The sequence below is a fragment of the Shewanella marinintestina genome (assembly GCF_023283845.1).
In the GTDB taxonomy this organism is placed as follows: domain Bacteria; phylum Pseudomonadota; class Gammaproteobacteria; order Enterobacterales; family Shewanellaceae; genus Shewanella; species Shewanella marinintestina.
The window spans coordinates 64788-80754 of the sequence record NZ_JAKILC010000021.1; the positions used below are offsets into that span (position 1 = coordinate 64788).

Sequence of the window (15967 nt, forward strand, 5' to 3'; positions counted from 1 at the left end):
ATTGCTCATTTCAAACTGGCAATAACAAAGAAAACAGAGCCGATTATTTTGTTAAACCCTCACAAAGTATGTACTTATTACTGCCAAGGCAGGATACAAAATGCAACATGTGTAAACCATACGATACAGCAAAAATAACACCCAAGTCATTGATACTACTTGCAAAAATAGAATAAGCAGTAATTAAAAACATTTTTTTTGACAAACATTGCAACCGAACACTTTTTAACCTAACGGTGTTAATAACATAACAATTGTTATTTTTAGGTGGATATTTCTATCTTTAGTCCGTCACAATTCGATAATTTTTAAAAGTTTTAAGAGAGCGAATTAAAAAGCATAAAAAAAAGCGCCACTTGGGCGCTTTTTATGTAATAGCTTAATATTACATGTAGTATCTGATACCGATAGAGATACCGTCGTCTTCAGAGAATTCCATAGCAGCTTGCTGTGCTTTATTGGTACTAGTGAAATCGCTAAAGTCTTTACGGCCTTCTAGGTAAAGCATTGTGTTGTTGTCCCATACATAGTGTAAACCCACTAGTAGGAATTGACGCTTAAACACATCACCGTTGTATGCTGCTGCATAGTCATCATTTGCTTCAAGAATGTTATATCCGATTAGCGGACGTAAACCATTATCGAAGTGGTAAGATGCTAGAGACTCTAAGCCCCAAGCTTCAGGGATGTAACGGTTTAGATTATCTGTATCGTGATATTCTTGCTTGTTAACGTTAACCGCGCCGTAAAAACCTTTCGCGTTAAACTCACCCCAAGTTGCACCAGCACCGAAGATTAGATCGGTTTCTTGTACAGACTTACCAGTAGTGTAAGTTGCATCGAACTCACCAACGTTCAAACCTGCGGTTAGAATTAAGTTATCAGTTGCGTTATATGTAGCTGACGCACCGTAAGTATAATCGTACTCAACAGTACCAATTACGTTGCTATTAGCAACTGTAGCATCTGGAACACCTGGGAAAGCATCGCCTTCATAAAGGTCAAAACTATCTTGCTTTAGCTGTGCTTGTACTGCGAAGCTGAAGTCACCAAACGCATTACGGTATTGAACAGTCTTGTCGCCACGACCAGTACCGTTGATTGCACCGTCAGCTTTGTTAAGTGTGTAAGTACCAGATGTGTTACCGTCCCAAGTGTTAACTAGGTTAGTGTTATGAACCACATCGTACCAAGCGCCCCACTGCTTACCGATTGTCAATGAACCGTATGTGTCGTGAGCAAGACCAACATAGCCTAAACGAGTACTGATAAAGTCATTTGAATCAGAAGTGTATCCATTAATAGTCTCACCATCAATTTCAACACTATTTCTTTCGATCGAGCTATTACCTACTAGGTTTAGACCTAGCTCAACTTTGGCAAACGTTTTCCAACCTTGGCCCATGTCTCTGGTAAAACCAAAGTTAATACGAGATGAACCGTTTTCAACTTTTGTAGCACCTTGAGTATTAATTACTCGAGCATCAATCCAACCACCAATTTCTACTGCATTTTTGTCATCTTTATATACTTCAATTGCTGATGCTGTTGGCACAAAAATAACCGCTGCCAAAGCTGATGCTACTAGAGTCTTTTTCATTTAATTTGCCTAACCTTAATATTGTTCAGTCTGCTTCATTCAAATCGTCATCCATTCCGTTGTTTTCTTTCTATCCTGATTGCAAATGAGATTATCAAAAGATTAGCAACCACTCAAAGACGAACATCACACTATTTGCTAGATTTTGCACCTAATTAACTAGCAAATACAGAACTGACGAAGGTTTGAACCATCTGTTAACATTTATTTAGCAGGTTATTAATCCAGCGCAAACTAAATTAACGACATTTGATTTGTAGTAACTTCAGTGAAACTGGTTTTCAAAATTGAAAGTATCGGCGCTGCGATAGGTTCTAACTGTTTAGTGAGATAATAATCGTAATCAATTTGACTTAAGCGTTGAGCAACAGGTTCGGCGCCATTTAAAGTCATCACATATTCGATTCTTGCGCCCCGTTTTGCATATTGCTGATCTCCCGTAGCATCGCATAATTTACGCGCAGCTTTTAAATGTGGAGCGGACTTTGCTGTGTAGTCTTCAAGGTTTCTTCTGAGTTGTTTGGTAAAGATCAGTTCATTATCAAGTAACCCACTATTCAACCCCGCTATTATCTCTTTAAGGTAAGAGGGAATATCTTGTTCACTAAACAAACGATCATATAATTCATATTGCACTCTTCTAGCTAAGGGAGACCAATCACTTCGAACTTGCTCCATACCTTTAAATATTAATTGTTTTTCCCCGGTTTGATTACGCTTAGTTCCTACATAGCGCTTTTTAGAACCCTCGACCGAGCCTCTCAAAGTTGGCATAAAAAATTGCTCAAAATGAGTTTCAAATTCAAGCTCGAGAAAACTCGTTAACTGATATTCTTTTTGTAGTTTACTTCGCCATAAGACATTGATCCTTTCGGCTAGTTCTCTGCCAGTTTTTTGTACCAGTTCAGGTGAAAAATCATTACCAAGCCAAACAAAAGTCGAGTCGGTATCCCCATAAATCACTTCAAAACCTTCATTTTCAATCCAGCTTCTAGTTTGCTTCATTATTTCATGGCCACGCATTGTGATTGAGCTGGCAAGACGAGCGTCATGAAATACACAGCCTCGAGAGCCGAGGACGCCATACAAAGAGTTCATAATAATCTTAATTGCTTGGGATAAAGGCGCGTTGTGCTGCGACTTTGCTAACTCTCTTTCTTCAGAAAGCTTTTTAATCAGCATAGGTAAAATAGGCGTTTCACGACTAAATTGCGCGCCAAGAAACCCTGGCACTGCATCACTTACATTGGACGAGCCTTGTACAAGTCCCTTTGGATCAATTAGAAATGTACGAATAATTGAAGGATATAGACTCTTAAAATCTAACACTAAGATATGTTGATAAAGACCTGGTACCGAGTCCATTACATAACCGCCAGGACTTTCTATGCCATCACTTGCAGGTTTACTCGGTGCGACAAAACCAGCCCGATGAAGATGTGGTAAATATAAGTTATTAAATGCCGCTACCGATGCGCCCACTCGTCCAAGCTCTAGCCCAGTTAGCTTAGCTCGCTCAATCACAAAATCGAATAACTGGGTTTTTTCGAAAATATCCCACACCAAGCGACTATCTGTTAAGTTGTAATGCGCTAAAGCAAGTTTATCATTTAAAAATAAGTCATTGATCTCATCCATACGATTATCAACGCTATGGATAGCTTTTCCTTCATCAAGCAGTGCCTGCGCCACAAACTCTAATGAATAACGATCGAACTGATAAAATGCAGCTTTTAACCAATCAATACCATCAAGTACCACTCTACCAGGTAAAGACAAGGTTTCTGGTCGATATTTCTCCTCGACTTTCCAATCAAGCGCTTGGCCATCGCGGCCAATATTTAGCGGTATTTGATGCAACTTCGCTCTACGGTAGAGTAAGGCTAAATCAAACGTTACAACGGACCAACCAATAATAATGTCCGGATCATATTCACTAAACCAAGAGATTAAACGGTGGATCAAATCGACTTCATCGATGGCCCATTCGACGTAATTAATAGATTCACCATCAGGTGAACATGGCTGAGTATCGAGCTCTTCCCCAACCATAATGACTTTTTGATAAACAATACCGTTGGCTGATTGTCCATATAAGGCAACAGAATAAAGTTCCCCCGCAAAACTACACTCAAAATCTAAAGAAATTGCGTTAAGTTCAATTTTGCTATCAAACTGCCTTGCCCTACTAGCAATAAATACAGGTTGCGATGAATTACCATTTTGTTCAATAAAGTGCCCATAAAACTCACCATCTAAGGCTATAAAGCGTTCAATTAAAAATCGGTGCTCCGTTTTAACGTCTGATTCGAATAATTCAATATCAAGATCTTTAGCTACGCGCATTAAATGCCGTAACTGTCTGCCATCGTTGCAATACAATGCAGTTATTGGCTCATAATTAAAGCTTTTCAGGGCGATGGCGTTAGCCCTTGCACCTCTTAATCCATCGCTAGCAAGTAATAGTGACTCGTCATTACTTTTTATAAAACACACATGCTCTTGATTGAGGATTTCGACAGTCACGGGGCCTGTCGCAGTTTGCACAAAGTACTGTAAAATTAGGCTGCCTTGTCGATGAATGGCGTGGCGAGTTAATACTCTACCTTGAAGAAGTTGCAGCTCACTGGCACCTGAATTCATACTTTATACTCAATTAAATACACTAATAATCACTAAACGCTTCTTAGGCTAAGTAATCACTGTTATTATGTACAGCACTATTTATTAGCTTAGTGCATTCATGTTATCCGCAGACGTTAAAACCCAAATTCGTACAATATATAAAGGCATTTCGACCTCATTGCCTAACTTTCGCCCGCGCCGCGAGCAAAATTATATTGTCGCGGAAATATCAAAAACGCTTGCAGGCGAATATGACAAGCAACGCCGTATTATTGTGGTCGAAGCTGGCACAGGTATCGGTAAATCTTTAGCTTATATACTTGGCACTATTCCATTAGCACTCGCCTCCAAGAAAAAAGTCTGTATTGCAACTGCTACCGTCGCATTGCAAGAGCAGTTGTTGCATAAAGATTTACCTTTCTTTTTACAACAATCAGGCCTCGATTTTACTTTTGGCTTAGTCAAAGGTCGCCAACGTTATGTTTGTTTATCCAAGCTTGAAATGATGGTTGGGCCAGACAACAGTAGCCAAATGGCCATGTGGCAAACAAAACCTGATCAAAGCCAAGTTGATATGCTGGAAGGTTTACTCAAAGACTATCAAGCCGGTACTTGGAATGGTGAACGCGACACACTAACTAAGCCTCTACCCGATCATCTATGGCAACAAATTGCGTGTGACAAACACAGCTGTCACCGACAATTGGCAAGCCACCGTAACTGTCCGTTCCATAAAGCACGTGAAGATATTGATAACTGGGACGTTCTCATTGCCAACCATAGCTTGTTATTTGCCGATCTAGAGCTAGGGGGTGGCGTTATTTTGCCCGATCCAGAAGAGCTTTATTATGTTATTGATGAAGCTCATCACTTACCAATAGTTGCACGAGATTTTAGTAGCGCTCAGTCCACAGTTCGTGGGGCTAACGACTGGTTAGAAAAGCTCACTAAAACCTGCGGCAAGCTACAAAATCAAATTAAGAGTAATTATATTATTGCGCCAACGCAGTCGATGCTAGATCACATAGGTGATATTGCTGGGATGCTTAATCAAGTAGCGCAATTTTGTGATGCTCAATCGGCCAAGTTTGATAACCCAGAGAATCGCTTTCGTTTTGAGCACGGAAAACTGCCACCAGCTTTAATGGTGTTAGCAGAGAACCTCGGCACAGCGACAAACTTGGCATTAAAGCAATTTAACAAAATGCTGTCTTTGTTAAACGAAGCGATAAAGGATGGAGAGATCCCGAAACATCAATCAGAATCATTACTATCTGAAACAGGCTTTATGCTGCAACGCCTAGAGAACCTGCAAAAGCTATGGAAGATGATGGCTAAAGAGGACAGTCCTAAAGGTGCGCCAATGGCACGTTGGATTGAACAATTAACCGGAAAACAGCCCGATTACTTATTCAATGCATCCCCCATAGAAGTCGGCTTTATGCTTGAAAACTTATTATGGAATAAAGCTGCTGGCGTCGTACTTTGTAGCGCAACACTGCGTGCATTGAATAACTTTAATCACTTTACCCATCAAGTTGGCTTATCCGTAAACGATGGAAGTCGCTATTTAGCCTTGGATTCGCCATTCGATTTTGAACAGAACGCGACACTTTTTTTGCCAAAAATGGACTGTGAACCAACTGATGATAAATATACCGACGAATTAGCTAAACATATTGTCGCTCTGATTGAAGATGAAATGGCAAGCTTAGTACTATTTGCTTCTTATTGGCAGATGGAGAAAGTCGCAGATTTAGTTGAGAGTAAAATTAAAACCGGTTTACTCATTCAAGGCACAATGCCAAGACAAGAAATACTCAAGATACATAAAGATCGCTGCGATGAAGGCAAACCAAGTATCATTTTTGGTACCGGCAGTTTTTCAGAAGGTTTAGATTTACCTGGCGAATATCTAACTAACTTAATCATTACTAAGTTGCCTTTTGCTGTACCAACATCACCTGTAGAGCAGGCACACTCGGAATACATTAAGATTAAGGGCGGAAACCCATTTTTACAGCTGACAATCCCAGATGCATCGCGCAAATTGGTACAAAGTTGTGGTAGATTACTGCGTAAAGAGCAAGACTATGGGCGGATCTCAATATTAGATAGACGCTTGGTGACGAAACGTTATGGCAAGTCTTTACTCGATGCCTTGCCGCCTTTTCGTCGTGTAATAGAATAGGACAGGCATTGGATTTACTTCTAGACCCAAGTAGTTGGGCCATACTCGCACTAGTGGGTTTTATTGCAGGATTTATTGACGCGGTCTCTGGTGGCGGTGGACTATTGTCCATCCCAGCACTGTTGACTATGGGCGTATCGCCCCATATGGCGTTAGGAACTAATAAACTCGCAGCCAGCTTCGGTTCCTCAATGGCAGCTTATACCTATTACAAGCAGCGCCTATTCTCTCCTTCATTGTGGTACCACACATTTATTGCCACCTTTATCGGTGCTGTAATAGGTACTTTCATCGTCTATTTAATTGATAATCAATGGCTAGAAAAATGGCTACCAATTATGATTATTGCCATTGCGCTCTATACGTTATTTAAACCAAATGCCATGGGCAGCAATAATCATAAAATTCCCACGAAAGCTAAAAGCAAAGTAAAACAATGGCTGCAAGGTTTACCATTAGGCTTTTATGATGGTTTTGCAGGCCCTGGTATTGGTGCCTTTTGGACCGTATCCAGTACAGGCCTACATCAGTTACCACTGCTTTATAGTTGCGGTTTAGCCAGAGCAATGACCTTTACTAGTAACCTAACCTCATTAATTATTTTTATCATGTTAGGTAAAGTACATATACTAATAGGTCTATGTATGGGAGTTTGTATGATGGTTGGCTCCTATTTAGGAGCGCATTCAGCAATTAAATTTGGCCTGCCTTTTATTCGCCCTATCTTTATCACCGTTATACTATTAATAGCAGCACAGTTAGTGTGGAGCGCCTGGTTATGACGACCGACGAACTAGTTCGTAAACTCAGATTGCAACTCAAACAGTTAGAACAAGAAGTACTGCAACATGACTCGCGATTGCCGCCCAGTCAGCGCAAAATGATGCAAGATGTCGAGCGTTTCAATAGTGAGCTTTTCATTCAAGTAGGCGGCCAACTGCAACCTTGTATTGAACAATTATCAAAAAACATCGCTCAATTAGAACAGTTAGTAAAAGCTAAGCGTTCGCCATACACCATCGTCTCTAGTTGCGAAAAAATCCAAGATAGATTTAGTGCATTAAGACGTGCGTTAACAACGACAGGCATTAATGTTAAGTCGATTGAGCAACAAAAGCGCAGTCGCAGAGCTTTTGCTATTAAGCGTGGAAATCAATCTCATGCAGATAGTGGCTTTAGCTGGATAGCTTCAAATGTGATGCAAAATAGTCATCAACTTTATGAAGAACTTAATAAACATTTGAACTGGGCTAAAATTATCGAACAAAAAATTGAAAATTTGCAATCTTCACTTGAAAACTGTCATAGTGCTGACAAAATCAAACTGCAGAATGAAATACTTTCGCTGCATAGTCGACTAGGAAAGTGTCGGCAAGCTACTAGCTATATTGAAGATCGCATCCAATTATTCGAGCGACCCTTTAAGAGTCAAAATCGTTAAGGAACAAACATGAAACCACGTTTAACTATCACTGCACTGCTCGCTCTTTGTGCTTCTTCAGCCGCTTTCGCCGCAGACTTCAATATCCCGATGTCATTTGAATATATTGCAGTTGATGGTAAAGAAATTAAAACAAGTTTATTTAGTCATACCTCTGAAATTGAACTTGATAAAGGCACTCATAAAATCGCTATTCGCTATAATGATCTCGTCGAAGATGACTTTAGTGATAGCGAAACCAATGTAAAGTCAAATGCCTTCATCGTTACCATCAACGTTGACGGCGATTACAGCTACCAACTTTCTCCAGCTGATGGCGAGTTTGTAAAAAACCCAAAGAGCTTTGCAAAATCACCACAAGTAGTAGTTACACGTGAAGACAAAGGTGAAGTTAGCTACAAAGTCACTCAAAGCAATATTACTGAAGAGTCTTTCGTATCACGTTTATTCAGTGGCAATGATGCCACTGACGTTGATGCTGAAGCTGCAGTTGCTACAGGCGCCGCTGTGGCAGTTGCTTCAACACCAACTGCACCAGTAAGTAAACCCTCACCAGCTGCAGCCGCAACAATGCCTGCAATTGCAGCAGAAACGGCACCTGTTACATCGACTGATGACGCAGCTAAAGCTGAGCAAATGCTACAGTATTGGTGGTTACATGCTGATGAGCAGACTCGTAAAGAATTTATGAGCTGGGCTATTAAACAGCTATAACTATAAGCGCGTTCATTAGTTAAAGTGATCCCTTTGATATACCACGCCAGCTACTCCAAGCTGGCGTTACCCGCCACACATCAATTCCCAACTACTAAATACCGCTATTTATATAACTACCTGCTGCAGCAAGGTATTGCAAAGCCATCGCAATTTATCACCCCAGAAAAAGCTACTGCGCAATATCTAAGCCAATTACACTGCGCCAGTTATGTTGATAACTTTATAACCGGAACCATAGATGCTAGAGCTTTACGTCGTATAGGGTTTCCTTGGAGCGAAGCATTAGTTGAACGAACATTGTATTCAGTAGCAGGTACAGCCCTCGCTTGTGACCAAGCGATTAAATATGGCTGCGCCATTCATTTAAGCGGAGGCTATCATCATGCACACCATGATTTTGGCAGTGGTTACTGTATTTTCAATGATCTCGCGCTCGCAGCACTTAATAGTTTGCAAAACAAGAATATTGATACTGTGCTTATTTTTGATTGCGACGTACATCAAGGAGATGGCACAGCAACCATTAGTCAGAGCATCCCGCAGATTATTAGCTGCTCTATTCATTGCCAAGAGAACTTTCCCGCGCGCAAACAACATTCGGATTACGATATTGAACTCGCTCGTGGTACTGGAGATAAAGCATATCTTGAAACTGTAAACCAAACTTTAGCCTACTTAATTCGCCTTCATAAGCCAGACCTTATCATCTACGATGCGGGTGTTGATATTCACAATGACGACCGTCTGGGTCACCTCGCGATTAGTGATGACGGGATCTACGCCCGTGACGCACTGGTTATTCAACAAGCCAAATCAGCCGAGATTCCCATTGCTTGTGTGATCGGAGGCGGCTACAGTAAAGACACACCACAACTAAACTATCGTCACAGTCAGCTTTTCATTGCCGCTAAAGCAATATGGCCAATAACCACTAACTCGACATCTTAATTGATTCCAGCTGCTATTGCTTGCAGTCATAAAGCGATAGCTGCCCCATTTAATACAAGGAGCGTAAAATGCAGTTAGAAATTAGAAACTATTATGAAGTCTTATTGCTAGAACTTTTATCAGATGAAGGTTTGTTAGATGAGTTACCCGCCGATTACCTAGCCGATCTCTGCTGTATCACCCTTAACCAACTGCCCGTGCGTTACATTCGTCATTTAGTCGATACCTATTTTTTTGAAGATTATAACGAACTGCAGCAGATGAAAGATGAGATCCAAACGGCACTGGAAAAATCTAGGGCATTTTTAAAAAAAAATTCAAATTAATTTAACTAAAAAGGTTAAACAAGTAAGTTTTTCAATTAATAATTGCTTAGATTAAAAAGAGTTTATACCAATTGAAGTAAACTCTTTTTCTTTTAAAAACACAAAAATGCAATTCAAAAATAAAAACCACTAAACAAATAAATCTACATTTGAATACAATATTATTAATAAAACCAAACAATAACTCTCTCATCCACATTTAAAGCAACACCCCCAAACTTGAAGTTGAATTTAGTTTAAAGCAAACTAACAATCCCTAATGGATTAAAAGTAGTTTTGAAAACCAAAGGAGTGAATCATGTCTAAATATTGCAAATTCCCTTTATTAATATTAACTTACTTTATAACTGTATCAAATGTATGGAGTGCCACATGGAAAACAATTGAAGATGGATTAACAACAACTTTATTACCTAATACACAAACAATAGAAATAGAAGATAAAGAACAATTAACTATTTATTTTTCAAAGAATATCTTTAAAAATGAAAAATACAAACTTAAAGAAGTAAAACGCTTTAGGTTAAATAGCAACACAACCCAAATACGTTACCTTCAGGAGTATTTAGGGATCCCTGTAATAGGAAGTAACATTGTTATCGAACAGTCACACTCTTCAGTTAGTAATAACAATAGAAAATTTCGAATTCGGTACGGTCAATACCTAGATAACATCCCCTCCTTTTCTATAAAAGAGGGGCTAATCTCACCTGAAGATGCTCATGAAATTTTAATTAGAGAGTTTAATATAGTTGAAAGAATCAGAAGCAAAGATAGCAAGTTATACCTGTTTCAAGAAAAAAATACTATCCACCCAACTATTACTTATCTAACGTCAGCATTGCTAGAAAAAAATAATCCTAGTAGACCTTTTGCATTGATAAATGCAACAACCGGAGAGGTAATAAAAAAGTGGGATAGTATAAGAAATATTGTAGCGAGGATTGGAACTGGTCCCGGTGGCAATAAAAAAACAGGTAAATATTTCTATGGTATTAAGTATGAGAAATTATTAGTTACGAAATCTAAAAACAATATTTGTATGATGGAAAATAATTATATCAAGACCATAAACCTTGAAAATAAATACACAGGTAACAATCCATTTAGTTATACATGCCCTAAAAATACTGTTAAATCAATTAATGGCGCATATTCCCCTATCAATGATGCTCACTTTTTTGCAACCGAAACAATAAAAATGTTTCAAGATTGGTATGGAGTAAAAGCAACAACGAAAAAACTGCCTGTAAAGGTACATTATGGTATAAATTATGATGGTGCATTTTGGAACGGGAAGGAGGTTACGTTCGGAGATGGGGATCAAAATGACTACCCAGCGACAGTTTTGGATATTATTGCACATGAGATAGGCCACGCATTTACAAGTCGTCACTCGCGCTTATTATACTCCAGTGAAAGTGGCGCCATTGACGAGGCCTTCGCTGATATGACAGGCGAGACAGCTGAATATTTTGTGAAAAAGAAAAATGACTGGTTGATTGGGTATGAATCAACTAAAGGAAGTGAAGCTTTACGTAATATGAAGGCTCCAGATAAAGATGGTAAGGGAATTAAACACTACAGAGATTATAACCGAAACATGGATAAATATAAGGCATCAGGTATTTTTAACTATGCTTTTTATTTACTCGCTACCAAACACGGTTGGAATATCCGTAAAGCATTCTCCCTAATGGTGCATGCTAATATAATCTATTGGAGAATGGATACCAATTTTGAAGACGCTGCATGTTATCTCACTTATTCAGCTAAAGACAAAGGCTTTAACCATTTAGATGTTGTCACAGTATTTTCAAAGGTAGGAGTAAATGCAACATGCAGCAATGGTACTGAAATCGAGGTTGGTCGCTCAGTTAAAGGTATATCCGGAGAAAAGAATAGTAAGCATTTATTTTATTTAAATGTGCCTCGAGGCGCGAAAAACCTCACATTTAAAACCAGCAAAGGCAGAGGTAACGTAGATATTTACATAAGTAAAAAGCCGCTTTCTACAAACCAAGAATGCGGGTCGTTTCAATCTGGGAATGAAGAACTGTGCCGAATAGCTAATCCGGACATAGGTCGGTATTACTTCACTTTATATGGAGCAAGTAACTTTAGCGAAATAACCATGGTTGGAGATTATGAAAAAGATGGCGGGATATACAGAACAAGTAAAAGTTACATAATACCCGATAATAACCGCAGTGGGGTGTACTCTCCCAATTGGGTTACGTCTGTTCAAGATTATAAAACAGCCATAGTTTCAATCGATATAGAGCATAGTGATACTTCAGATCTAATTGTACAACTAATACCGCCAATCGGAGAGTCATACCTCTTGCATAATAGAGGCGTGTATCGTCCAAGCAGGATAAAAAGAACTTATATAATTAAGTTGAACGATAGAAAGGTACGTGGGATCTGGACCTTAAAAGCGATAGATAAGAGTCTTTTAGATGAGGGGAAAATATTGCCATGGAGCATTTACTTTGAAAAGTGATTACTGGTCAAACTTAAACCATATATCAACCCCTTAATGTTGAACTTATGCACATTGAACCGCTTCTAATCTCTATAACGGCGACGGGCTCCAGAGCAAATGAAAAAATAATACTAACAAGTTAACGCTTTCTTGCTAGCTAGTCGGTACACACGAATTGTACAAGTAGGCCGATTTACAGGTTAAAACTGAAAAGGTCAGTTAAAATATTATGTAAAATCAGAGAGTTATTTCTAAACGGGGGAGTTTTGGAGGCTCCCCTAGAGCCGCACTCCGGCACATGAGTCACTTGCTGCGGTTGCTCCCTTCCAGGCCTGGCCGAGTTCACAAGTTATCATTGCGCCTGAGTCACTGAGTGAGCGACTACTAACTAGTTCAGAAATAACCTAAAGTAGATTAAGTTGTTAATGTACCACCGAGTGTACCACCTCTTTTGCCTAGTCTCCATAACATCCATAGGACTACGTTTCGAGTTCCTTACAGATGTGACCGCCCTAATTCAACTTGTGCAACAAACCCACAAACCTTAGTAAAGTATAGAGCTTCAAACAAAAGGCCACCAAAAGGCAGCCTTATAGAGAAACACTTTCACGAAAACGTCATACATAAACTCTAAGATAGTAAAATCTCATCGCTGTATATTCTACACTCCGAAATAGCCCCTTAACCTATTTAGAAACCATGAACATTACTCATAACGTTATGAACATCACGGTAGAACTCAGGTGAACCGAAAGAAGACATCGTGTACCCTAAATACTTGTCGCCTAGCCACGCCTGAATATTAGGTGACATACTCGTTACATTTTCTAGTCTATCGATAGTTAGAGTATCTTCCTCGTTATTATTCATATAGAGGATAACGCCCTCCTCCGTAGGCGTGTTGGTATGTCTAGGTCGGTTATCTACCTGAATATTGCAATATCCATCTTTCCATAGCTTACACTCATACCATAGGAAGTCGCCAACACCGTACCGTACCCCTAGGTCATGGTAATCAGGTTCGCTTAGGGATACTCTAGGAGTTATATCCCCGTTATCTACCTTCTCCTGCGATACGATGAAAGTAAGTAAGTGTTCCTCGCTACTATTTGCCGCTATTCCTATTTCGAAGGTATCTTTAGTCCCATCCCACGAACAAACCACTAGTTGCTTAAAGCAAATATCTGATAGCGTTTCGGCAGGTATTCCCCATCTAGCCTCAACCTCATATAGCCATTGTGGATCCTTTACTACCTCAATCATCTTTAGCACTTCTTCACGTGTTTCAGTAGCTTTGTAGAGGCTATCACCTTCATCCACTAGAGTACTAAGATCTAGCTTATAGTTATTACCTTCATAGTCGCATGAACTAATAGAACAGTTAAGCTCAACATCTCCCACGTTCCCGTAGGTCAGTAGGCTAGCAAAGCTCCCGTCCTCGTTGTAATCAGCTTGGTAAGACGTATAAACGCTCTCCCCGCCTACATAAAAACTGTACCTAGTAGGCTTACCTGTATGGCTGTCCTTAGTATGCTTATTTCGCTCACTACCGTTTTCATCTAGAAACATTTCGGTTTCTGAATAAATAGCTATACTTCCCATCCGAATTAGTGACCACTGGGTATAATTGCTAACGCCTGTTAGATCACGCTCCCCTGTACATTCGTTCTGTAACTGCTTAGTGTTAGTTCCGGTCTCGACCCACTTCACCTCGCAAGGTAGCCCAGGTTCAATAGGTGTCCCAGGAATATCAGGTTCAGGTTCAGGTTCAGGTTCAGGTTCAGGTTCAGGTTCAGGTTCAGGAACTATAGGGTCACTTGGCTCAATAGGTGTCCACGGGATTTCGGGAGTATCATCCTTCGGAGAATCATCTCCACCGCCACAAGCAGTGAGAATCGTTAACGCACTAACTAGAAATAACTTCTTCATTATCTACCTTTTATTAATTGCTGTAGTACCACTGAAAACCCTGTTTGCAACGATTAAACCGGATATATGGCCTAACTTATTCGTTGGATTAACCCTTTTTTATGTCGTGACTTTCGTAATCTGATACTGTGGTAATTTCATCATAATTCAGCCTCTGTAATTTACCTCTCAACGGGTCACTAATAACGATAGCTACGCCTATAGAGCACACTTCGTTAAATCGTCCCTATACTCTCCTAGATAATATTGACTAAATTCCAGCTATTGAGCGACACTTCAACTCAGTAGCATAACTTCTGGCTTTGCTCTTATGCTTTCGTAAAGCAGCTTTAAACTCACTAAATTGGTTTGTATAGAGAGCAATGTAATTCTGACCATCAGCTCTAAATTCAGAAGCAGCCTTACGCTCCCCCGCTAGTGTCATTTTTTCAGCGCATAAATAAGCTATTGATGCTCGGTAAGCATCTGTTTCTATATCTGCGGCAATTGCAGGTAAAGTTGAGCAAGTTACAAGTGTTGCTAATATTAATCTTTTCATTACTTCCCTCTTTTCTAAAACCTAGCTATTAAGCAATTTTTTGCTCTATCCTATTTCTGTATCAACGTGTTCGTTTGTTGCTTGTGTCATAACTTAATTGTCACTATTAATCGTCTAAAAAATTGGGGGAATAGTCTGGTAGACTGCCGACTTTTTCGAGAGGGGTTATAAAGTTCTCTCTAGTTCACGCCTTTAGTACAGTAAAATGCGGTATTTACATCATTTGAGAAGTGTCTGGCATGTTCCATCAAAGCCAGCACGACCTTTTGCTGTCGCACCTTCTTCAATTCGAGCCATCACCGCATCACTCATATACCCGCCAAGTCGATACCCGTTCATCGTGTTTATTATTCGGTTAAACGTGCTCTTACTGACCTTACCTCTGTCGATGCAGATCGTAGCTATAACTGCCTGTTCTGCCGCCGCCTCATACTTGCTTGTTACAGCGCTATACGAAAAGCCGTCATCTCGTAGTTCACGGCATTCAGCTATGTCTATAGCGATAATACAGCGTCTGAATTTGGTATCTGTCGAATCTTGATTACTGTAATCAAGATTGTACTCATTGCCGTTTGAGTAGCCGTCATCAGCATCATAATCAGAGCAAACATTGTAGCTATCGCCAAGATATCGGCACTTCCCGTTGTAGTCATCATTACATGCTGCCCAGGCTGCTGCAGTTGAGTCGTAACAGAAGCCGTTTAGTGCATAGTCAATGCTACTGAGTATCCCGGCGTTGGTGCTGAACGATGCAAGTAGTACCGATGCTAGAATAAGTTGTTTCATTACTACTCTCATTTGTTATAAAAATGCTCCCCTACGGGAACCTACCTAAAGTTTGTCAGCTAACTTCTTGCACTTATTGAGTGATAGTTTCCAAGCTTTCTTCTTCTCTTTATCAAAGTGAACCAAATAGCCATCGCCAATCTTATTACGAGTGATACGCTTAGATTCCGCTCTAAGCTTTAGCGCTCTCAGGGGCATGCTGTTGTTGTCTAATCGCTTGGCACACACGTGATATTTTGCGGCAAATGACGCTGCAACCCTTTCATCAAAGCCCGCATCAGCTCCGAATGAGGCTAATAGAATAACTGGCAGAATTATTTTCAATTTTCTAGTTCCTTGGTTAATCATGATTATTACAATGTTGACGAAACCACCATC

At 39.9% G+C, this 15967-nt stretch carries 13 protein-coding genes and 1 other RNA gene; 7 read left to right on the plus strand and 7 right to left on the minus strand.

Going from position 1 to position 15967, the window contains the following annotated elements; all coding sequences use genetic code 11:
- Positions 1–385: 385 nt before the first annotated feature.
- A complete protein-coding gene (locus L2747_RS18710; protein WP_249000515.1) occupies positions 386–1600 on the minus strand; it encodes a porin in 1215 nt (404 codons plus the stop codon).
- Between the two features lie 234 nt (positions 1601–1834).
- Positions 1835–4243, minus strand: a complete 2409-nt coding sequence (locus L2747_RS18715; protein ID WP_249000516.1) for a DNA polymerase II — start codon at positions 4241–4243, stop codon at positions 1835–1837.
- Positions 4244–4343: 100 nt separating this feature from the next.
- On the opposite strand from L2747_RS18715, the gene dinG reads away from it, so the two are divergent.
- The 7 genes from dinG (at position 4344) to L2747_RS18750 (ending at position 12354) form a co-directional block, all read left to right on the plus strand.
- Positions 4344–6416 carry an ATP-dependent DNA helicase DinG gene (gene dinG, locus L2747_RS18720; RefSeq protein ID WP_249000517.1) on the plus strand — a complete coding sequence of 691 codons (2073 nt, stop codon included), beginning with the start codon at positions 4344–4346 and terminating at the stop codon, positions 6414–6416.
- Between the two features lie 8 nt (positions 6417–6424).
- Positions 6425–7198, plus strand: a complete 774-nt coding sequence (locus L2747_RS18725; RefSeq protein ID WP_249000518.1) for a sulfite exporter TauE/SafE family protein — start codon at positions 6425–6427, stop codon at positions 7196–7198.
- Positions 7195–7857, plus strand: a complete 663-nt coding sequence (locus tag L2747_RS18730) for a primosomal replication protein (RefSeq protein ID WP_249000519.1) — start codon at positions 7195–7197, stop codon at positions 7855–7857. Before L2747_RS18725 ends, L2747_RS18730 begins: the two co-directional genes overlap by 4 nt.
- A 9-nt stretch (positions 7858–7866) precedes the next feature.
- Positions 7867–8571, plus strand: coding sequence for a DUF2057 domain-containing protein (locus tag L2747_RS18735; protein WP_249000520.1), 705 nt, complete (start codon positions 7867–7869; stop codon positions 8569–8571).
- A 24-nt stretch (positions 8572–8595) separates the two neighbouring features.
- Positions 8596–9522 (plus strand): histone deacetylase family protein, encoded by a 927-nt coding sequence (locus L2747_RS18740; RefSeq protein ID WP_249000521.1) that lies wholly within the window; start codon positions 8596–8598, stop codon positions 9520–9522.
- A gap of 68 nt (positions 9523–9590) precedes the next feature.
- Positions 9591–9848 (plus strand): late competence development ComFB family protein, encoded by a 258-nt coding sequence (locus L2747_RS18745; protein WP_249000522.1) that lies wholly within the window; start codon positions 9591–9593, stop codon positions 9846–9848.
- A 298-nt stretch (positions 9849–10146) separates the two neighbouring features.
- Positions 10147–12354, plus strand: a complete 2208-nt coding sequence (locus L2747_RS18750) for a M4 family metallopeptidase (protein ID WP_249000523.1) — start codon at positions 10147–10149, stop codon at positions 12352–12354.
- Between the two features lie 274 nt (positions 12355–12628).
- On the opposite strand, the gene ffs is transcribed toward L2747_RS18750, so the two are convergent.
- The 5 genes from ffs to L2747_RS18775 form a co-directional block, all read right to left on the minus strand.
- Positions 12629–12696, minus strand: an RNA gene (ffs, locus tag L2747_RS18755) — signal recognition particle sRNA small type.
- A 330-nt stretch (positions 12697–13026) separates the two neighbouring features.
- Complete coding sequence (locus L2747_RS18760; protein ID WP_249000524.1) at positions 13027–14265, minus strand: hypothetical protein; 1239 nt, start codon at positions 14263–14265, stop codon at positions 13027–13029.
- A gap of 250 nt (positions 14266–14515) precedes the next feature.
- Positions 14516–14803 carry a hypothetical protein gene (locus tag L2747_RS18765; RefSeq protein WP_249000525.1) on the minus strand — a complete coding sequence of 96 codons (288 nt, stop codon included), beginning with the start codon at positions 14801–14803 and terminating at the stop codon, positions 14516–14518.
- A gap of 219 nt (positions 14804–15022) precedes the next feature.
- Complete coding sequence (locus L2747_RS18770; RefSeq protein ID WP_249000526.1) at positions 15023–15589, minus strand: hypothetical protein; 567 nt, start codon at positions 15587–15589, stop codon at positions 15023–15025.
- 45 nt (positions 15590–15634) lie between these two features.
- The gene (locus tag L2747_RS18775; RefSeq protein ID WP_249000527.1) at positions 15635–15913 is read right to left on the minus strand and encodes a hypothetical protein; all 279 of its coding nucleotides are present in this window, start codon (positions 15911–15913) and stop codon (positions 15635–15637) included.
- Positions 15914–15967 lie beyond the last annotated feature (54 nt).